Source organism: Curtobacterium sp. MCLR17_039, from assembly GCF_003234745.1.
GTDB lineage: Bacteria > Actinomycetota > Actinomycetes > Actinomycetales > Microbacteriaceae > Curtobacterium > Curtobacterium flaccumfaciens.
Window position 1 is genome coordinate 171,151 of the sequence record NZ_QKTF01000007.1, and the last position, 18,401, is coordinate 189,551.

Annotated in this window: 17 protein-coding genes; 10 read left to right on the plus strand and 7 right to left on the minus strand. The window is 68.1% G+C overall.

All coding sequences use genetic code 11. The features are described 5' to 3' along the window. Positions 1 to 9 precede the first annotated feature (9 nt). From DEJ00_RS10875 to DEJ00_RS18520, 3 genes are all read left to right on the plus strand, one after another. Positions 10 to 903 carry a ParA family protein gene (locus DEJ00_RS10875; protein WP_027466910.1) on the plus strand — a complete coding sequence of 298 codons (894 nt, stop codon included), beginning with the start codon at positions 10 to 12 and terminating at the stop codon, positions 901 to 903. Continuing rightward, on the plus strand, positions 903 to 1,871 hold the full coding sequence (locus DEJ00_RS10880) for a ParB/RepB/Spo0J family partition protein (protein WP_111057340.1): 969 nt from the start codon (positions 903 to 905) through the stop codon (positions 1,869 to 1,871). Before DEJ00_RS10875 ends, DEJ00_RS10880 begins: the two co-directional genes overlap by 1 nt. Positions 1,872 to 2,111: 240 nt before the next feature. Further along, positions 2,112 to 2,579: a hypothetical protein gene (locus tag DEJ00_RS18520; protein ID WP_181440152.1), complete on the plus strand. Its 468-nt coding sequence runs from the start codon at positions 2,112 to 2,114 to the stop codon at positions 2,577 to 2,579. Here the strand turns inward: DEJ00_RS18520 and DEJ00_RS10890 are convergent. The 5 genes from DEJ00_RS10890 to DEJ00_RS18705 form a co-directional block, all read right to left on the minus strand. Next, positions 2,534 to 3,496 (minus strand): D-alanine--D-alanine ligase, encoded by a 963-nt coding sequence (locus tag DEJ00_RS10890; RefSeq protein WP_111057341.1) that lies wholly within the window; start codon positions 3,494 to 3,496, stop codon positions 2,534 to 2,536. The two genes, DEJ00_RS18520 and DEJ00_RS10890, sit on opposite strands and share 46 nt — an antisense overlap. 60 nt (positions 3,497 to 3,556) lie before the next feature. Continuing rightward, complete coding sequence (locus tag DEJ00_RS10895; RefSeq protein ID WP_071248622.1) at positions 3,557 to 4,861, minus strand: PLP-dependent aminotransferase family protein; 1,305 nt, start codon at positions 4,859 to 4,861, stop codon at positions 3,557 to 3,559. Positions 4,862 to 5,011: 150 nt separating this feature from the next. Continuing rightward, a complete protein-coding gene (trxA, locus tag DEJ00_RS10900; RefSeq protein WP_017887828.1) occupies positions 5,012 to 5,338 on the minus strand; it encodes a thioredoxin in 327 nt (108 codons plus the stop codon). A 66-nt stretch (positions 5,339 to 5,404) separates the two neighbouring features. Continuing rightward, entirely contained in the window at positions 5,405 to 6,403 is a 999-nt protein-coding gene (gene trxB / locus DEJ00_RS10905; RefSeq protein ID WP_071248620.1) for a thioredoxin-disulfide reductase, read from the minus strand. Positions 6,404 to 6,497: 94 nt separating this feature from the next. Continuing rightward, entirely contained in the window at positions 6,498 to 10,649 is a 4,152-nt protein-coding gene (locus tag DEJ00_RS18705) for a DUF6049 family protein (protein ID WP_220038863.1), read from the minus strand. A 127-nt stretch (positions 10,650 to 10,776) separates the two neighbouring features. Between DEJ00_RS18705 and DEJ00_RS10915 the strand changes: the two genes are divergently transcribed. The 7 genes from DEJ00_RS10915 (at position 10,777) to DEJ00_RS10945 (ending at position 17,478) form a co-directional block, all read left to right on the plus strand. Next, positions 10,777 to 12,216, plus strand: a complete 1,440-nt coding sequence (locus DEJ00_RS10915) for a CCA tRNA nucleotidyltransferase (protein WP_111057375.1) — start codon at positions 10,777 to 10,779, stop codon at positions 12,214 to 12,216. A 190-nt stretch (positions 12,217 to 12,406) separates the two neighbouring features. Next, positions 12,407 to 12,790: a 30S ribosomal protein S6 gene (gene rpsF / locus DEJ00_RS10920; RefSeq protein WP_027466903.1), complete on the plus strand. Its 384-nt coding sequence runs from the start codon at positions 12,407 to 12,409 to the stop codon at positions 12,788 to 12,790. Positions 12,791 to 12,793: 3 nt separating this feature from the next. Next, positions 12,794 to 13,363: a single-stranded DNA-binding protein gene (locus DEJ00_RS10925; protein WP_027466902.1), complete on the plus strand. Its 570-nt coding sequence runs from the start codon at positions 12,794 to 12,796 to the stop codon at positions 13,361 to 13,363. Positions 13,364 to 13,413: 50 nt separating this feature from the next. Next, positions 13,414 to 13,671 carry a 30S ribosomal protein S18 gene (gene rpsR, locus DEJ00_RS10930; RefSeq protein WP_017887834.1) on the plus strand — a complete coding sequence of 86 codons (258 nt, stop codon included), beginning with the start codon at positions 13,414 to 13,416 and terminating at the stop codon, positions 13,669 to 13,671. A gap of 14 nt (positions 13,672 to 13,685) precedes the next feature. After that, positions 13,686 to 14,138 carry a 50S ribosomal protein L9 gene (gene rplI / locus DEJ00_RS10935; protein WP_027466901.1) on the plus strand — a complete coding sequence of 151 codons (453 nt, stop codon included), beginning with the start codon at positions 13,686 to 13,688 and terminating at the stop codon, positions 14,136 to 14,138. A 568-nt stretch (positions 14,139 to 14,706) separates the two neighbouring features. Then, a complete protein-coding gene (dnaB, locus tag DEJ00_RS10940; protein ID WP_027466900.1) occupies positions 14,707 to 16,071 on the plus strand; it encodes a replicative DNA helicase in 1,365 nt (454 codons plus the stop codon). Positions 16,072 to 16,956: 885 nt separating this feature from the next. Continuing rightward, complete coding sequence (locus tag DEJ00_RS10945; protein WP_111057342.1) at positions 16,957 to 17,478, plus strand: hypothetical protein; 522 nt, start codon at positions 16,957 to 16,959, stop codon at positions 17,476 to 17,478. 20 nt (positions 17,479 to 17,498) lie between these two features. On the opposite strand, the gene DEJ00_RS10950 is transcribed toward DEJ00_RS10945, so the two are convergent. Continuing rightward, positions 17,499 to 17,975, minus strand: coding sequence for a hypothetical protein (locus DEJ00_RS10950; protein WP_111057343.1), 477 nt, complete (start codon positions 17,973 to 17,975; stop codon positions 17,499 to 17,501). A gap of 201 nt (positions 17,976 to 18,176) precedes the next feature. Beyond that, positions 18,177 to 18,347 (minus strand): hypothetical protein, encoded by a 171-nt coding sequence (locus tag DEJ00_RS18525; RefSeq protein WP_165901308.1) that lies wholly within the window; start codon positions 18,345 to 18,347, stop codon positions 18,177 to 18,179. Positions 18,348 to 18,401 lie beyond the last annotated feature (54 nt).

Genomic DNA, 18,401 nt, shown 5'->3' on the forward strand with positions numbered 1-18,401 from the left:
AGGCACTCGTTGAGTTCATCGACCGACTACGACGCGTCGACACCGCTCGCTCGCGAGATCGCCGACCTGAACCGTCGCCGGCGCGCGATCGCCACGCAGCAGTTCCCGCTGCCTTCCGAGACACGGATCATCACCGTCTCGAACCAGAAGGGTGGCGTCGGCAAGACGACGACGACGGTGAACCTGGCCGCTGGTCTCGCGCATGGCGGCGCTCGGGTGCTGGTGATCGACCTCGACCCGCAGGGCAACGCCTCGACGGCGCTCGGCGTGGACCACCAAGCGGAGGTCGCGAGCATCTACGACGTGATCGTCGATGAGGCACCGATGGCCGACACCGTGCAAGCCTCCCCCGAGTCGGACACGCTCTGGTGTGTGCCGGCCACCATCCACCTTGCGGGCGCCGAGATCGAACTCGTGTCACTGGTGGCACGTGAGCAGCGCCTCCGGACTGCACTCGACATGTACCTGCAGTCGCTGGATGAGCCCTACCACTACGTCTTCATCGACTGCCCGCCGTCGTTGGGCCTCCTGACGATCAACGCCTTCGTTGCCGCACAAGAGGTACTCATCCCGATCCAGTGCGAGTACTACGCGCTCGAAGGACTGAGCCAGCTGCTTCGGAACATCGAACTGATCGAACGGCACCTCAACCCGAATCTCCGGGTCTCGACGATCCTGCTGACCATGTACGACAGCCGCACGAACCTGTCGAACCAGGTGGCGAACGACGTCCGTGAGCACTTCGGCGACCAGGTGCTCAAGGCCATGATCCCCCGCTCCGTCCGAGTGAGCGAAGCACCGAGCTACGGCCAGAGTGTCGTCGCCTACGACGTGAACTCCACCGGGTCGCTGTCCTACCTGGAGGCGGCCGCCGAGATCGCAGCACGAGGAGCGAAGCACTGATGGCACCGAAGCGAACCGGGCTCGGCCGAGGCATCGGCGCCCTGATCCCCACAGCAACCGACCAGCAGGACCGTCCCGTCGACGTGTTCTTCCCGACCGGAGGCTCGCCGGCATCCGCGCCGACGGCCGACGATCTGGTGGCCGTGCCGGGAGCACGACTTGCCAACCTCAACCCCCTCGACGTGATCCCCAACGCGCAGCAGCCGCGGAAGGAGTTCCGCGAAGAGGAGCTCCAGGAGCTCGTCCACTCGATCCGTGAGATCGGAGTGCTGCAGCCCATCGTCGTCCGGCCGATCCCCGGCGCGACGGGTACCGAGCCCCAGTACGAGCTCATCATGGGTGAGCGTCGTCTGCGTGCCACGAAGGAACTCGGCCTCAGCACGATCCCGGCGATCGTGAAGGACACCCCCGACGACGCGATGCTGCGCGATGCACTGCTGGAGAACCTCCACCGTGCGCAGCTCAACCCCCTCGAGGAGGCGTCGGCGTACCAGCAGCTCCTCGCGGACTTCGGGATCACCCAGGAACAGCTCGGACAGCGCATCGGTCGATCGCGCCCGCAGATCACGAACACGATCCGACTCCTGCGGCTCCCCTCCCCCGTGCAGCGACGAGTGGCCGCAGGCGTGCTCTCTGCCGGACATGCTCGTGCCATCCTCGCCGCCCCGGACGCCGAGGCGATGGAGTACCTGGCCGAGAAGATCGTCAACGAGGACCTGTCCGTCCGTGCTGCTGAAGCGATCGCGCAGCAACTCTCCGCGAAGACGCCGCCGGCGAAGCCGAAGGCCGAGCCGTCCAAGCGCCAGGCACACTTCAACGATCTCGCTGAGCGGCTCGGTGATCGCCTGAACACGCGGGTGAAGATCGCAGTCGGTGCTCGCAAGAGTTCCGTCACGATCGACTTCGCGAACGGTGACGACCTCAATCGGATCCTCGGCGAGCTCGGCGTACGGGACCTCGAGGGCTGAATCCATCGCTGCGCGGCTCTGTGCGGCAGTTTGAGCCCCTGTAACGGCTAGTCCGGGTGCGGACATGGGCAGGTCGTTTCGGCGGCTTCAGCGGCTCCGCAGCTCGCCCGGGCGCGGTTGCAACAGGGCTTATCGTGGTCTGCCTCCGGTGAGGTGGTGGTGTCGTGACCAACTGCGGCTCGCCCTTCATGCCATCGGTCCGAAGGACGTTCTACCGGGCCGTTGACCCGAGCTTCCGCGATGATCGCCCACAATGACGTCCAGCGCGAGGCGGTGGAGATCGTCGCGATCGACGGCCAGGCATTCGGCATCGTCGACCTGTGCGATGTGAGCGCCTTGCGGGCAGTCGGCATCGACCTCGAGGACGCCTTGGCTCGTTGGCAGAGGACCGCGGAGGCCGGCGGGACGCCTCGGTCATGGACGGTGCGTGGCCGCCTCATCGAAGTCGGGGCGAACGGCTTGATTGACCCATCGCGGAAGACCCCGGGCCTCTGGCACCTGGTGCTGTTCCGGTGGAACGTGGCCGACGCGCCGAGCGCCCGTCTGCTCGCCACACAACGCTTCGCCTGCGAAGCGACGTTCCACGTGGAACATCGAAGCTCGCGTGCAGAACAGGAGCGACACGATGCGCCGGTGTTCCACGTGGAACATCGGCCGCGGGGTCAGGCGCGGTGGTCGCGGATCGCCTGCTCGGCGAGCTCCGCGTAGGTCCAGCCGAGATCGAAACCGGAAGCCGACAGCGCCTGTGGCAGCAGTGACGTTTCGGTGAGCCCGGGGAGCACGTTGGCCTCGAGGAACCAGGGCGTCCCGGCCCCGTCGATGATCAGGTCGACGCGGGACAGGTGGCGGAGGCCCAGAGCTGCGTGCGCGGCGACCGCAGCCTCCGCAGCTGCTCCGGCGAACTCGTCCGAGAGCCGCGCGGGCGTGTAGAAGGTCGTCTCCCCCGCGTTGTAGCGGGCCTCGAACCCGTAGATGCCGTTCCGCGGCACGATCTCCACGGCGGAGAGCGCCACGGGGCCGTCTCCGGTGTCGATGATCCCTACCGCGACCTCGGTGCCGCGGATGAGCTGCTCGACCACGACGTCGTCGCAGTACGTGTACGCCGTCACCATTGCCCGGGGAAGGTCCTTGACGTCGTCGACCAGGGTGACGCCCTGCGCACTCCCGCCTCGCGCCGGCTTCACGGCGAGCGGCACCGGGTGCTCCGTCGCGATGGCCTCGAGGACACCGACGGCACCGAGCTCACGGAAGACGTCGTGGGAGAGCGTCACAGAACGAGGGGTGCGGACGCCGGCGCGGGCGACCAGTGCTGACGCCGTGGGCTTGTCCCATGCCAACCGGGCCGACGTCGAACGTGAGCCGACGAACGGGATGTCCACGGCCTCCAGGATGCCCCGCAGGGCCCCGTCTTCACCGGAGGCGCCGTGCAGTGCCGGCCACACGACGTCCGGGCGTGAATCGGCGAGAGCCGGCAGGAGCATCGCGTCAGCGTCGCGCAGGTCAACTTGCCAGCCGTAGCCGGTCAGTGAGTCGGCGACCCGACGGCCGGAGCGGAGGGAGACGTCGCGCTCGTGCGAGATGCCTCCGGCTACGACGACGACGTGACGACGGGTGAGCTCGGCCATGCGGGGTCCTCCGGTGTGGAACTGCGGTGCTGTGCGAGCAGCACTGAGGAAAAGCGCTGATCAGGAGATGTTCGGCGGCGGTGCGCTGACCGACGACGTCTGGCGGACCACGGTGTTCGGTCGGGTCGTCGGGCCGAACGTCTCGATGAGTTCGAGTTCGTCGTTGACGACGTTGGCCAGGCGCTTGACCCCCACCCGGATCTGCTCCGGCGTGGGGTAGCAGAACGACAGACGGATGTGTCCGCCTCCGCGTCCGTCGGCGTAGAAGGCCGTCCCCGGGGTGTACGCCACGAGCTCCTTGACCGCGCGCGGCAGCATGCCCTTGGAGTCGAGGGACTCAGGCAGGGTGAGCCACACGAAGAAGCCACCGTTCGGCTTGGTCCAGGACAGGTCGGGAAGGAACTCCCCCAGCGCGGACAGCATGGCGTCACGGCGCTCGGCGTAGATGCCCCGGAAGGTGTCGACCTGGCCCTTCCAGTCCGCCGCGTCGAGGTACGCGTTCACGACGTACTGGCCGAAGGAGTTCGGCGCGAGCACGGCCGACTCGTTGGCGAGCACGAGCTTCTCGCGGATGGCGTGGGGTGCGAGGGCCCAGCCGACGCGGAAGCCCGGTGCGAGGGTCTTCGAGAAGGAGCCGAGGTACACCACGCCCTCTTCGTCGATCGATCGGATCGCCTGCGGCGCCGGCTCGTCGAACCAGAGGAGCCCGTACGGGTTGTCCTCGAGCACGAGGATGTTGTTCGACCGGCAGATGTCGAGCACCTCGATGCGACGCTCGCGGCTCATCGTGACGCCGGCCGGGTTGTGGAAGTTCGGGATCGTGTAGAGGAACTTGATCCGCTTGCCCTGGGTGCGGAGGTTCGCGATCGCCTCGCGCAGCGCCTCGGGGACGAGACCGAGCTCGTCCGTCGTCACGTGCACCGTCTCGGCCTGGTACGACCGGAAGACCCCGATCGCGCCGACGTAGGACGGCGACTCGGCGAGCACGACGTCACCCGGATCGATGAACAGCCGGGTGACGAGGTCGAGGGCGTGCTGCGAGCCCGTGGTGACCACGACGTCCTCGGCGCTGGCCCGGATGCCCTCGAGGCTCATGACGTCCACGATGTGCTCGCGGAGGGACCGCAGGCCCTGTCCACCGCCGTACTGGAGGGCCATGGCGGAGTGCTCGGTCATGACACGGTCCAGGGAGCCCGTGACGAGCTCTCTGGGGAGCGCGGAGACGAACGGCATGCCACCGGCCAGCGAGACCACTTCGGGCCGCGAGGCGACGGCGAACAGGGCTCGGACCTCGGAGGCGCTCAGCCCGGCGGTGCGCTGGGCGTAGGAGTCGTACCAGGGGTCGAGGCTGTTGCCGTTCGTCATCGAGTGCTCCGTTCAGTGGGACATTCCCGCCACACTACGACATCGGCCCGGGGAACCAGGGTTCCGCGACGGGGCCGATCGTCATCCGGTGGCTCCGGACGAGAACGGCCCCGCTCTCCGGGGAGAGCGGGGCCGTTCGGCTGGGGCGACCTACGCGAGGAACTCGGCGAGGTCGGCCTCGAGCGCGGGCTTCGGCTTGGCGCCGATGACGGTCTTGACGACCTCGCCGCCCTTGAAGACCTTCATCGCCGGGATCGACGTGATCTGGTAGTTCATGGCCGACTGGGGGTTGTCGTCCACGTTGAGCTTCACGATCTCGATCTTGCCGGCGTGCTCTTCGGCGATCTGGTCGAGGATCGGCGAGACAGCGCGACACGGGCCACACCACTCGGCCCAGAAGTCGACGAGGATCGTCTTGTCGGACTTGAGGACCTCGTCCGAGAAGGTGGCGTCGGTGACAGCCTTGGCGTTGGACATGTGTGCTCCTTCGAGAAGTCGTTCAGGGGGTACAACGGCGATGCCGTCGTGGTATTCCGAGGCGGGTCAGGCCCGTGCGGCGATGACGTCGACCATCGCGGGCTCGGTCGGGGCGACGCCCTCGGCCTCGTCCGTCAGTGCGTCGTCGAGCTCGGCGAGGTACTTCTCGGCGTCGAGCGCGGCGACCGTGCCCGAACCCGCAGCCGTGATGGCCTGGCGGTAGGTCGGGTCGATGACGTCACCGGCGGCGAAGACACCCGGCAGGTTGGTCTTCGACGAGCGGCCCTGGACGGCGATCGTGCCCTCGGGCGCGATGTCGATCTGTCCGTGGATCAGGTGCGTGCGCGGGTCGTTGCCGATCGCGATGAACAGGCCGTCCAGCGCGAGCTCGGACTCCTCGCCCGTCACGGTGTCCTTGAGCGTGACGCCCTCGACCGCGGAGTCACCAGTGATGCCGGTGACTTCCTTGTTCCAGGCGAACTCGATCTTCGGGTCGTTCATCGCGCGGTCCTGCATGATCTTCGACGCACGCAGGGAGTCCTTGCGGTGGATGACCGTCACCTTGTCGGCGAAGCGGGTGAGGAACGTCGCCTCTTCCATCGCGGAGTCGCCGCCACCGACGACGGCGATGTTCTTCTGTCGGAAGAAGAAGCCGTCGCAGGTCGCGCACCACGAGACACCGTGGCCGGACAGGCGCTCTTCGTCGGGAAGGCCGAGGTGACGGTAGGCCGAGCCGGTGGCGTAGATGACCGCGAGGGCCTCGTACGTCTCGCCGGAGCCGACGGTGACCTTCTTGACCTTGCCGGTGAGGTCGACGGAGACGGCGTCGTCGTACAGGACCTCGGCACCGAACTTCTCGGCCTGTTCCTGCATCTTGATCATGAGGTCGGGGCCCTGGATCCCCTCGGGGAAGCCGGGGAAGTTCTCGACCTCGGTCGTCTTGGTGAGTTCACCGCCCGTCTCGACACTGGAGGCGACGATGAGCGGCTTGAGCTCTGCGCGCGCTGCGTAGATGCCGGCGGTGAACCCGGCCGGGCCGGAACCGATGATGATGAGCTGGCGCATGCCTGATTGCCCTTCCGTTGCGTCTGACCGGGTCAACCCATCGTACCGGCGAGGCATTCCACGCGGCCCGTGAGCGTGTGGTGCTCGGCTGGGATCAGCGGCCGAGCTTGCTGCGGAGCAACCGGACGGCGTTGCCGATCTCACCGTTCTTCGCGACGACGAGGGCTCCGAAGTACACGGCCGCCATCACCGCGCCGGCGAGGACGAGGGTGATGAGCGCTCCGGTGAAGTCGGCCATCGCGAAGCCGCTCGCCGAGAACGACCCGAAGAAGTTCACGACGAGGAGTCCCGCGACGCCCGCGATGAGCGCGGCGATGACGAACTGCACGTGCGAACGGGTGACCACCGGTCCTTCGATGCCGCCGAGCCGCTTGCGGACGAGCACCAGGGCGACGATCGTCTGCGCGGTGCCCGCGAGTGTGGTGCAGGCTGCGATCGCGACACCGATCGCCTCGTTCGGGAGCGTGGTGACCGCGAGGGCGCCGATCACGAACAGCACCGACTGGACGCACTGCATGAGGAACGGCGTCCGGTGGTCGTGCATCGCCCAGAAGACGCGCTGGATGATGAACAACATGCTGAAGAGCACGAGCCCCGGCATGTAGGCCAGCAGGACCGCGCCGATCGACAGTGCCCCGTCGAAGGTGTTGGAGAACATGCGTCCGAACGGAACGGCGACGACCATCAGTGCGATGGAGGCGAAGACCGTGAACAGTCCGACGATCCGCAGCGAGAGCGACAGGTTCTTCCGCACGGCGCCGAGGTCGCCGCGTTCGGCATCGTGGCTCATCCGTGTGAAGTACGCGGTCGCGATGGAGACCGTGATGATCGAGTGCGGCAGCATGAAGAGCAGCCACGCGTTCTGCAGCACCGCATTGCCCGCGGCACCGGATCCCAGCGATGCGACGCGCGACTGCACGATGCCCGCCAGCTGGGTGACGAGGATCATCGCGAAGAGCCACCCGGCCGCCGTGCCCGTCGACTTCAGGCCGACGCCGCGCCAGCGGAAGTCGGGTCGGAAGCTCAGGCCGGCCCGGCGCCAGAAGAACGGCAGGAAGGCGGCCTGAGCGAGCACGCCCAGGGTCGCACTGCCGGCGAGGACGGCGATCTTGAGCGGAGTCCAGTCGTCGACGCCGGAGTTCGCGGCTCTGCCACCGAACATGGCGATGAAGACCACCAGCCCGGCGATCGAGATGACGTTGTTGATGAGGGGCGCCCACGTGAACGGGCCGAACACCTGCTTGGCGTTCAGGACCTCGCCGAGCAGGGAGTACATCGCGTAGAAGAGGATCTGCGGAAGGCACCAGAACGCGAACGCCACCGCGAGGTCGATCTGACCGGGCGTGAACCCCTTGCCCTCGCCTGAAGCGGTCTGCGCGTACACCTGCACGAGCAGCGGGGCGATGAGGGTCGCCACGAGGGCGATGACGATGAACAGGGAACCGCCGAGCGTGACGATCTTGTTGACGTAGGCCGTGCCACCGTCGGTGTGCTGCTTCATCGCACGGACGATCTGCGGGATGAGCACGGCGGACAACAGGCCACCCGCGATCAGCGCGTAGATGTTGTTCGGGAGCTGGTTGGAGACCGCGAACGCATCCGCCGCCGGTGACTGCGTCTGACCGATCGCGTACGCCAGCACGAAGGTCTTCGCGAAGCCGAGGATGCGCGACAGCATCGTGCCGGCGGCGAGCATCGCGCTCGCCCGGCCGAGGCTGCGCTCGGCGACCGGCTCGGCGTCGACGTCGGGCTGGGGCTGGCTGGCGCTGATGGTCGGCTCCTCGGGGTCGCGGTCGTCCGCGACGGTGCTGCGTGCGGCGTCGGACGGGAGGCCCGGCTCGGCTCCGGCGCGCGCGATGGCGTCCTGCAGGGGGCCCTGGTCCACCGCCGCGGGCGGCGCCGCGGCCAGCGCTGCACCCGGCGCTGCGGTCGCCACCCCGGCGGTGGACGCGGCCACGCTGGGAGCGAGAGCCGCTCCGGAGGGGTGATCCGTGCCTCCAGGCCGGGTGGTGGCCGCCTGAGTGCCCCCGACCGTCGGCTGGACCGCCAGGGGGCGGTTCGGGTCGTCGTCGTCCTCGTCGTCGAGCTCGCCGTTTCGGCGGCGGATGCGCTTGCGGATGCTGCGGAAGATGCCGAAGCCGAAGATGCCGATCAGGGCGATCGCAGCGACCGCGGTGATGACCGTCTCCCACTGGGCCTGCACGTTCAGCTCGACGGTCGCGGGCTGTGCCACGGCGACGCCGGTCGGGCTCGAGAGCGACATCGTCAGCTCGACCTTGCCGTTCGCGACCGACTGCACGGGGACGGTGGCGCGGGTGGAGGAGTCGGGCTGGATCTCGACGACGATGTCGTTGCGGACCACCCGCAGCGCCGAGTTGGACGGTTGCACGGACAGGTGCACCGTGACCGGGTAGTCGGAGCTGTTGCGGATGGACACCGGCAGGGACGACCGGTCGCCGAGCAGGGTGAGGCTGCTCGAGTCGACGATGCCGACCTCGGTGGTGGTCTTCGCCCAGGCGGCCGTGCGGGCCTCGACCGCGGCGGCGAGCCCCTGGTCGTCGTCGCGCCACGCGTTCGAGGCGAGCGCGAGCAGACGGAGCCGGGCCGGCGCGGTCAGCTGGTTCGGGTCGTCGAGGATCGTCGCGAACGCGGAGAGCCCCTGTTCTCCGCGCACGAGTCGCCGGAGCTGGTCGATGCGGGCCTCGCCGGTGGACGCGCTGGCGAGCGTGAGCGACCCGGCGACGGCCTTCGAAGCGGTGGAGAGGTCGGCCGGGGCGACCCAGGCGGTGCTCTCGAGGGCGTCCAGCGCCTGGCTGAGCCGCGTGGAGTCAGACGGCCACTCGCGCCCGAGGGTGAGCAGGATCGGGCCCGTGGCGGTGGCTGCACGGGCCGAGGTGGCCAGCGTCGCGGTGAGCTCGGACATCGCCGACGAGAAGGTCTGCCGGTCGGTGGCGGCCGCGGCTCGGCGGAGCATCGACGACATCGACTGGTCGGAGACGAGCACGTGGTCGTCACCGATCTTCTCGGACGCCGTGATGGTGGTGTCCGCACCGGCCGAGGTGTTGCCGCTCGAGACGATGGTGGTCTTCGTGCCGGCACGCTCGAGCGCGGGCAGGTCGGCGGAGGACACGGTGCCTTCGGTCGGCCAGGCGATCGAGTCCATCGAGTACGGGAAGTCGAGCAGGGACTCCGTGGTCGGCAGGGTCTCCTGCGCCTGGTCGGCGGCGTCGCCGGTCGTGGCGCCGTCGGTCGAGGTCTCGGTGGGTGCCGGGGACGAGGTCTGCCCCGGCGTGGCCGTCGGTGTCGGGGCCGGGGTCTCGGCGCCGGGGAAGTTCTCGGACTCGACGGACTGGTCGAGGGAGATCGGCGAGAGGATTCCGTCTGACCCGGCTTGGCGGAGGCCGGTGACGTCAGCGTCGGCGTAGGACAGTGCGAAGGTCTCGTTGCGCAGTGCTTCGAGACGCTGCAGCCAGGTGGTCGCGCTCGACGGGGCGTTGTCGCCGAGGAGCCGGATCGAGGCGATGATCCGCGGGTCGACGGCCACGGCGACGTTGTGGTCCTCGGCCGCGTCGAGCTGTTGCGTGAGGGTGCCGTCCACCGAGGTCGCGGCGGCCAGCACCGGGGCGGTGAGGACGCCGTCGGTCGACTTGGGCACCGTGACCGGCATCGCGACGGAGACGCTGACCGGGGCCTGTTCGAAGTCCGGGTACCAGGTGATCGCCGAGCGGTCCACGGCGAAGGCGTCGCCCGCCGTGTACTCGGCAGCGATGCGTCGGGCACCGAACGAGGAGTACCCGCCGAGCGCCACGTTGCCGGAGACGATGTCGACCGAGTCGATGGTGACCGAACGGTGCGCCGGGATCGCCGGGATGTCGACCGAGTCCATCGGGGCGCCGAGGTAACCGGTCGTGGTGGTGTCGCTCAGCCAGCTCGCCAACACGTCGCGGGTGCTCACCGAGCGGAAGATGTCGAACTCGGCGGTGCCGGCGGGCAGGGCCGCGTCGGTGTCGTTCGTGACGGTGACCGAGAGGGTGAGGTCCTGGTCGCGCTGGACGACGCCTCGGTTCGCCGGGGCGATGGAGATGGTCGCCTTGCCCGCGTCGGCGGCGGCGGGATCGGCCACCTGGCTCTTGGCGGCGGATGCCGTGGACGCCGAGGCGTGATCGAAGGTGACGGGCGCGACGACCAGGCCGAGCGCGACGAGGGTCGACGCGGCTGCGGCGAGCGTGGTGCGGAGCATCTGCATACGGGGAGCGGGCCACGGGGTCGGTTCGGGCCGAGCACGAGTGTATGAGGCGCGACCATGAACAGGTCCCGTGCGCGCGCGGCTTGTGGAGAACTCGGGGCCTCGATCTGGGAGGATGAGCACCGTCATGCAGTCCGTTGCCCAGGCCGTCGAACGACTCGACGCACTCGCCACCACCGAGCCCGTCGACCTCCTCGCTCGGGCCTTCGCCGACGCCGGACACGAACTCGCCCTCGTCGGCGGCCCCGTCCGTGACGCGTTCCTCGGCCGTCCGGTGACCGATCTGGACTTCACCACCGACGCCCGGCCGGACGACATCCTGCGGATCGTCGAGCCCATCGCGAGCGCCACGTGGGACGTCGGTCGCCAGTTCGGCACCATCGCCGCACGGGTCGCCGGCGAACAGGTCGAGATCACCACGTACCGCAGCGACGTCTACGACGGCGAGACCCGCAAGCCCGAGGTCGCGTTCGGCGACACCATCGAGGACGACCTGCTCCGTCGCGACTTCACCGTCAACGCGATGGCCCTGCGGCTGCCGGCGCGCGAGCTCGTCGACGTGCACGGCGGCGTCGAGGACCTGCTCGCCGCACGGCTCCGGACGCCCCAGACCGCGGTCGTCTCGTTCCGCGACGACCCCCTGCGGATGATGCGCGCCGCACGGTTCACCTCCCAGCTCGGCTTCACCGTCGACGACGACGTGCGGGCCGCGATGCAGGAGCTCGTCGCGTCGATCGACATCGTGTCCGCCGAGCGGGTCCGCGACGAGCTCGTCAAGCTGCTCAACACGGACGACCCGGTCCCCGGTCTCCGGCTGCTCGTCGACACCGGACTCGCCGAGCGGTTCCTGCCCGAGCTGCCCGAGATGCGGCTCGAGGTCGACGAGCACCACCACCACAAGGACGTCTACGAGCACTCGCTCACCGTGCTCGAGCAGGCCATCGGGTACGAGGCCGAGCGGCACGCCGGGGATCCCCCGGACACCGTGCTGCGGCTCGCGGCGCTGCTGCACGACATCGGCAAGCCCGCGACGCGCAAGCTCGAGCCCGGCGGCGCCGTGAGCTTCCACCACCACGACCTGGTCGGTTCGAAGATGGCGAAGAAGCGACTCCGTGCGCTCCGCTTCGACAACGACACCATCGCCGCGGTGTCCCGCCTGATCGAGCTGCACCTGCGCTTCTTCGGGTACACCGAGGGCGCATGGACCGACTCCGCCGTCCGCCGCTACGTCCGTGATGCCGGACCCCAGCTCGAACGGCTGCACGAGCTCACCCGTTCGGACGTCACCACCCGCAACCGCCGCAAGGCCGACCGGCTGGCGTTCGCCTACGACGACCTCGAGGACCGCATCAAGACCCTCTCCGAGCAGGAGGAACTGGAGTCGATCCGTCCGGACCTGACCGGCGACGACATCATGCGGATCCTCGACATCCCGCCGGGGCGTGCCGTGGGCGAGGCCTACCGGTTCCTGCTCGAGGCCCGGATGGACGAAGGACCCCTCGGGCCGGAGACGGCCGAGGAGCGCCTGCGCGAGTGGTGGAGCGCCCGAGGCGACGCCAGCGCCTGAGACACCGGCGCCTGGGACGCGACCGCCTGACGGGCGGACCGCTCTCCACAGGCCGGTGGCGCGCCTCCAGGCAGTCCGGTAGGCTACCCAGGTTGCCCCTCGCGCACCTGCGTGGTCTGGGGCACATGCATCAACCCTCCTGCCCCGGGAACCGCCCGGGGCCGCTGAGACCAGAGGAGGTGGGTTCCGCATGCACCAGTACGAACTGATGGCGATCCTCGACCCCGAGATCGATGAGCGCACCGTCGCTCCCAGCCTGGACAAGTTCCTGGCCGTGATCCGCAACGCGGGTGGCACCGTCGACAACGTGGACGTCTGGGGCCGTCGCCGGCTCGCTTACGAGATCGCGAAGAAGTCCGAGGGCATCTACGCCGTCGTCGACTTCACGTCGTCGCCCGAGGCCGCCAAGGAGCTCGACCGTCAGCTCGGTCTCTCCGAGGCCGTGCTCCGCACGAAGGTCCTCCGCGCTGAAGAGGGCATCGCGCAGGTCGCCGCCCAGAAGCAGCGTGACGAGGCTCGCGCGGCCCGCAAGGCCGCCAACGCCTCCGCAACCGCGACCGCGAGCGCCGAGTAACCCGTGGCCGGCGAAACCGTCATCACGGTGGTGGGCAACCTCACCGCGGACCCCGAGCTGCGGTACACGCAGAACGGGCTCGCCGTGGCGAACTTCACCATCGCGTCGACCCCTCGCACGTTCGACCGTCAGGCGAACGAGTGGAAGGACGGCGATGCGCTGTTCCTCCGCGCGAGTGTGTGGCGCGAGTTCGCCGAGCACGTGGCGGGGTCGCTGACGAAGGGCTCGCGCGTCATCGCGCAGGGTCGTCTGCGTCAGCGTTCCTACCAGGACCGTGAGGGCCAGCAGCGCACGAGCATCGAGCTCGAGGTCGACGAGATCGGCCCGTCGCTCCGCTACGCGACCGCACAGATCACCCGTGCAGCGGGTGGCAGTGGCGGCGGTCGTGGCCAGGTCGGCGGCGGCGCCAGCGCCCCCGCGGGCAACGGCGGCGGCAACTGGAACAACAACGGTGGCGGTCAGTCGGACGCGCCCTGGTCTCCCCAGGGTGGCCAGCAGGGTGGCGGCAACGCACAGTCGAACGACGTGTGGAGCACCCCCGGCGGCAACTTCGACGACGAGACCCCGTTCTGATCCTCAGCGTTCCGACGGACACACAACTTTTCTTCTAAGGACAAATCACTATGGCTGGAAAGAGCACCGGCGACCGCCGGAAGCCTCGCGGCAAGGGCGGCAAGAACGCTGCTCCCGCGAAGTCGATCAAGGTCGGCGTCATCGACTACAAGGACGTTGCGACCCTTCGCAAGTTCATCTCGGAGCGTGGAAAGATCCGCGCCCGTCGCATCACCGGCGTCTCCGTCCAGGAGCAGCGCCTCATCGCCCGTGCCGTGAAGAACGCCCGTGAGATGGCGCTCCTCCCCTACGCCGGCTCCGGCCGCTGATCGGAGGTCGACACATGTCGAAGCTCATCCTCACCCACGAGGTCTCCGGCCTCGGTTCCGCTGGTGACGTCGTCGACGTCAAGAACGGCTACGCCCGCAACTACCTCATCCCCCAGGGCTTCGCTGTCGCGTGGTCCAAGGGCGGCGAGAAGCAGGTCGAGTCGATCCGTGCCGCGCGTACCGCGCGCGAGCTCGCCACCATCGAAGAGGCACAGGACCTCAAGATGAAGCTCGAGAACGCGACCATCACCCTGTCGGTCAAGGCCGGCAAGGACGGTCGTCTGTTCGGCTCCGTCCGTCCGGGCGACGTCGCTGACGCCGTCCAGGCGCAGGGCGTCGGCTCGCTCGACAAGCGCAAGGTCGAGGTCCCCGCGACCATCAAGACCGTCGGTGACCACGAGGCCACCGTGCGCCTGCGCGAGGACATCACTGCCGTGATCTCGCTCAAGGTCGTCGCTGCCAAGTAGCACTGACGTTCCGCTCCACGACGGGCGGGTCTCCTCCGGGAGGCCCGCCCGTCGTTGCGTTCCGGGGGCGGTCGCGCGGCTTGTCCTACGGCTGTCGCCGACATGGTCACGGGCCTGGAGGCGCGGCTCGACTCGGGCTGGCTGGTTACGGTTCAGACGGGGTCACGCTTGCTGGGAACGGGCCGAGAACTCTTCCCACAGGAGGGGTGCTTGTCAAGTCGTTTTACACAGTGGAAACGTGTCAAATCGGAACCTTCAAGGGGCACTTGAACCCCACTTTTCCACACACGGTGTGCAACAGAAAACCCCAGGTCAAGTGGTCGAAAGTGTGTTCGCACGCCACTTTGTCCACAGGCTCGTCCACAGTTCTCCACACAGCGTTCCGGCGTGTTCCGCAGCCTCTCCACAGAGTTATCCACAGGGCCGTTTGTTGGGGATAACTCTGGGCCGTAGCTTGGGCGAGCGACTCGGGGATGTCGGTCGCCGGGGGTAGAAACAGGGGTGCGGGTTCCGGCCGGTGGGTGCTGTCCCGCCGGTTCAGGTCCGTGTCGTCAACAGAGGAGAGCGTGTGTCGATCGCACATCTTGAGCCCGCACCGCAGGACTACGCGGACCGCGGCATGGAACGCACCCCGCCGCACGACATGCTCGCGGAGCAGTCGACCATCGGTGGCATGCTCCTGTCGAAGGACGCCGTCGCCGACGTCATCGAGACCGCCCGCGGTGTGGACTTCTACGTCCCCAAGCACGAGGTCATCTTCGACGCCATCCTGTCGCTCTACTCGCACGGTGAACCCACCGACGTCATCGCCGTCACCGACGAGCTGACCAAGACCGGCCTGCTGTCCCGTGCCGGCGGCGCCGAGTACCTGCACAGCGTCACGAGCATGGTGCCGACCGCCGCGAACGCCGGCTACTACGCCGGCATCGTCGCCGAGAAGGCCGTGCTCCGTCGTCTGGTCGACGCCGGCACCCGCATCGTGCAGATGGGCTACGCGTCTGAGGGTGAGGTCACCGACCTCGTCAACAGCGCGCAGGCCGAGGTCTACAACGTCGCCGGTGGTGTGCAGACCGAGGACTACGTCCCGCTGACCGACGCCATCTCCGCCGCGCTCGACGAGATCGAGGCCGCCAAGGGCCGCGACGGCCAGATGACGGGCGTGCCGACCGGGTTCGCGCAGCTCGACGGCCTGACCAACGGCTTCCACCCCGGACAGCTCATCATCGTCGCCGCGCGCCCCGCACTGGGCAAGTCGACGCTGGCGCTCGACCTGTGCCGCGCCGCCGCGATCAAGCACGACCAGACCGCCGCCTTCTTCTCGCTCGAGATGGGTCGCGCCGAGATCGCGATGCGTCTGCTCTCCGCCGAGACCAGCGTGCCGCTGCAGAACATGCGCAAGGGCACCGTGGACTCCCGCGACTGGACCACCATCGCGCAGACCCGCGGTCGCATCAACGACGCCCCGTTCTTCATCGACGACTCCCCCAACATGACGCTCGTCGAGATCCGCGCCAAGTGCCGTCGACTCAAGCAGCAGCACAACCTGAAGCTCGTGGTGATCGACTACCTGCAGCTGATGACCTCGGGCAAGAAGGTCGAGAGCCGCCAGCAAGAGGTCTCCGAGTTCTCGCGTGCCCTGAAGCTGATGGCCAAGGAGCTCCAGGTGCCCGTCATCGCCCTGTCGCAGCTGAACCGTGGTCCGGAGCAGCGTGCCGACAAGAAGCCGGCGATCTCCGACCTCCGTGAGTCCGGCTCGATCGAGCAGGACGCCGACATGGTCATCCTGCTGCACCGTGAGTCGGCGTACGAGAAGGACAACCCGCGTCAGGGTGAGGCGGACCTGATCGTGGCAAAGCACCGTAACGGACCGACGGACACCATCACCGTGGCGTTCCACGGGATGTTCTCGCGGTTCGTCGACATGCCGCAGTAGGCGCAGGTGTGCGCGCAGCCTCAAAGTGTCGCCTGAGCGCGCAAAGTGTCGCCTTGTGGCGGAGCGACAGTTTGTATGCGCAGGCGACGCTTCGACGGCAGGAGACATGACGAGGCACTGGGACGCGACGGCGCCGACGGCCCCGACCTCAGTGGCGGCGGGTGGCGCCAGCGCACCGCGATGAGCTGATGACCCGCACGCTCACCGAGGGCGCGGGTCACCAGGCTCAGCCCGTCAACTTCGGTGGATTGGCCAGCAGCAGGCCGAGCACCTGCCGCGCGCACTGCGCGAAGTAGGGGTCACGGCTGAGGCGACAACACGGACATCGCGACGACGAGACCGACGTGCGCGAATACCATGGCGGCGACCGCGATGCTGATGAGCGGGACGGTGCGGGGTGGTGTCGACATTGTGTCCGCCTTCCGGGCGGAGTGTGCATCTCCGAAGGATGGCCAGGTTCGTGGAGGGGGTACCCCGAAGCGTTCGAAGCTTCTCGCAATCTATGCGCGGACTACCGCGGACGACGTGAGGTTTGTGCGAAGCGGGACTCTGCGGTGCCTCCGCAGCCTTCCGAATACCCCCGCTCAGGGTCCGTGGTTCATGCATTGCATCAGGCGGGGCTGCTCGGCGCCTGGTTGGTCCAGCGCGGAGGCAACGATCGGGTGCTCGATGGCACGTGCGACCCCCACGACGCGAGGCGCTGCCGACGCCGCACTGGCTCGCGGTAGTTGCACCCGACGGCGGCGTGTTACGTGCTCGTTTCGACTCTTGGGAAGCGGGAGCCCTGGTGCTGCAGCAGAGCACGTCAATTGGTGCCCCACCTGTCGGGCGCAGCAGGGTTCTGTTGGCTAGTCAAGCGCCCCGTCACTCTGGCAATGTCTCTGCATGCACCAAATCGCCGTCGCCGCCAGCGCCCTCAGCTTGGACTACTGGACGTACGCTGTCGCGATCATCGCGGGCCTTGGAAGCGGCATCGCTGCCGCTTACGTCACAGGACGTTCGAATCGTACGCTGGCCCTGTGGAAGCGCCGCGACGAGGCGTCGCGCGCGCTCTGGGCCTACCACCGAACACTGGTCGGGGTCGCGAATATGTCCTACTCAGATGCCGGGATCGACTGGGACTGGGGCACGATCGCAGTCACAAAGGCCACCTTGGAGGACGTGCGGACCGCCCAGTATCGCGCTCACGAGTACGCGACCTTCCTTCCGAAGGACAAACAGCATCTCGTCCGCGACGCGACCATCGACCAGGCTGACGAACGTGTGGGACAGCCCGAGGCTGAACTGACCTTCGCGGAGTCAGCTCAGAAGCTTGCGCATGAGCTAGAGGAAGTGCTGCTCAAAGCGTTCGGCGAGGAAGAGACGTCTCGTCAGCGACGTCAGCGACGTCGGCAGCGTGACGCGTAAGCCGGCCCGCTGACTGGGAGTCAGGAGCGGGCGCTGCTCGTCCGTTGACGCGAAACCTCCTCGCCCACATCGGCCAGGTCGGTGACCGACTGTGGGGCAAAGCCATCGATGTTGACGAACATCCCCTCCGGCTGGCCGAACCCGTCAACGTGCAGGCTGAGAACAGCATCATTGCTGATCCACGTCGCAACGAAGAACTTTCCAGCCCTCTGCTGCGTGCTCCGCTGTTCGTACCGGAGACCGCCCGACTCGGTGAGGTCGTATTCGGCCAGAGACTGCCCGGAGACGAACCACTCGCGTTGCGCATGGGGCGCGGCCGCATAGCTGAACAGCTTCTCGCCGAGGTAGTGGTTCCACTGCTCCTTGTAGTCCTCCACAAAGCGAACGGCGCGGGCCGCCTGTTCACGCTCAGCCTCTATCTGCTCTCGCGCGCGCTCGTCCGTACGGCGCTGGTGCGCAATCATCGCCTCGTTCAGCAGCTCATCTCGGGTAGCCATACCAAGAACGTAGCCGCCGCTGGAGACGCTCGATAGGGGAAGTGCGACCGGATGTGGTGACGCCGAGTCCTACGCATGGGGCTGCTCGGCCGAGGATGTGGACCGGTGCCCGAGCTGCCGGGCGGCGTAAGCCGACCTCAACCGCGGCCCGCCTGTGGAGAGCGTGTCCCCCACAGGCGGGCCCCGGCGAGTACCCAGAGGTCAGCTCGTGAGGAGCGGTGCCGTCACGGTGACGGCGATGCTCACCAACGTGGTCACGAGACTCACAACGGCGACGACTTCACTCGACGTGGCCGGCCGGCGTGGCGGCCGCGGCGTCCCCGTTACAGTCGTCTCCACGCTGAACGCGAAGACCTTCTTCTTCTTCTCCATGGGTTACTACCTCTCTGTGAGGTAGGCAGTACGCCTACCCACTGTTGTACGTGG

What these genes read in the sequence shown, in the direction of transcription:
- DEJ00_RS10880 (WP_111057340.1), top strand. Translation starts at nt 903, where the DNA reads ATGGCACCGAAGCGAACCGGGCTCGGCCGAGGCATCGGCGCCCTGATC.
- DEJ00_RS18520 (WP_181440152.1), top strand. Translation starts at nt 2,112, where the DNA reads ATGATCGCCCACAATGACGTCCAGCGCGAGGCGGTGGAGATCGTCGCG.
- DEJ00_RS10890 (WP_111057341.1), bottom strand. Translation starts at nt 3,496, where the DNA reads ATGGCCGAGCTCACCCGTCGTCACGTCGTCGTCGTAGCCGGAGGCATC.
- DEJ00_RS10895 (WP_071248622.1), bottom strand. Translation starts at nt 4,861, where the DNA reads ATGACGAACGGCAACAGCCTCGACCCCTGGTACGACTCCTACGCCCAG.
- trxA (WP_017887828.1), bottom strand. Translation starts at nt 5,338, where the DNA reads ATGTCCAACGCCAAGGCTGTCACCGACGCCACCTTCTCGGACGAGGTC.
- trxB (WP_071248620.1), bottom strand. Translation starts at nt 6,403, where the DNA reads ATGCGCCAGCTCATCATCATCGGTTCCGGCCCGGCCGGGTTCACCGCC.
- DEJ00_RS18705 (WP_220038863.1), bottom strand. Translation starts at nt 10,649, where the DNA reads ATGCAGATGCTCCGCACCACGCTCGCCGCAGCCGCGTCGACCCTCGTC.
- DEJ00_RS10915 (WP_111057375.1), top strand. Translation starts at nt 10,777, where the DNA reads ATGCAGTCCGTTGCCCAGGCCGTCGAACGACTCGACGCACTCGCCACC.
- rpsF (WP_027466903.1), top strand. Translation starts at nt 12,407, where the DNA reads ATGCACCAGTACGAACTGATGGCGATCCTCGACCCCGAGATCGATGAG.
- rpsR (WP_017887834.1), top strand. Translation starts at nt 13,414, where the DNA reads ATGGCTGGAAAGAGCACCGGCGACCGCCGGAAGCCTCGCGGCAAGGGC.
- rplI (WP_027466901.1), top strand. Translation starts at nt 13,686, where the DNA reads ATGTCGAAGCTCATCCTCACCCACGAGGTCTCCGGCCTCGGTTCCGCT.
- DEJ00_RS10945 (WP_111057342.1), top strand. Translation starts at nt 16,957, where the DNA reads ATGCACCAAATCGCCGTCGCCGCCAGCGCCCTCAGCTTGGACTACTGG.
- DEJ00_RS10950 (WP_111057343.1), bottom strand. Translation starts at nt 17,975, where the DNA reads ATGGCTACCCGAGATGAGCTGCTGAACGAGGCGATGATTGCGCACCAG.
- DEJ00_RS18525 (WP_165901308.1), bottom strand. Translation starts at nt 18,347, where the DNA reads ATGGAGAAGAAGAAGAAGGTCTTCGCGTTCAGCGTGGAGACGACTGTA.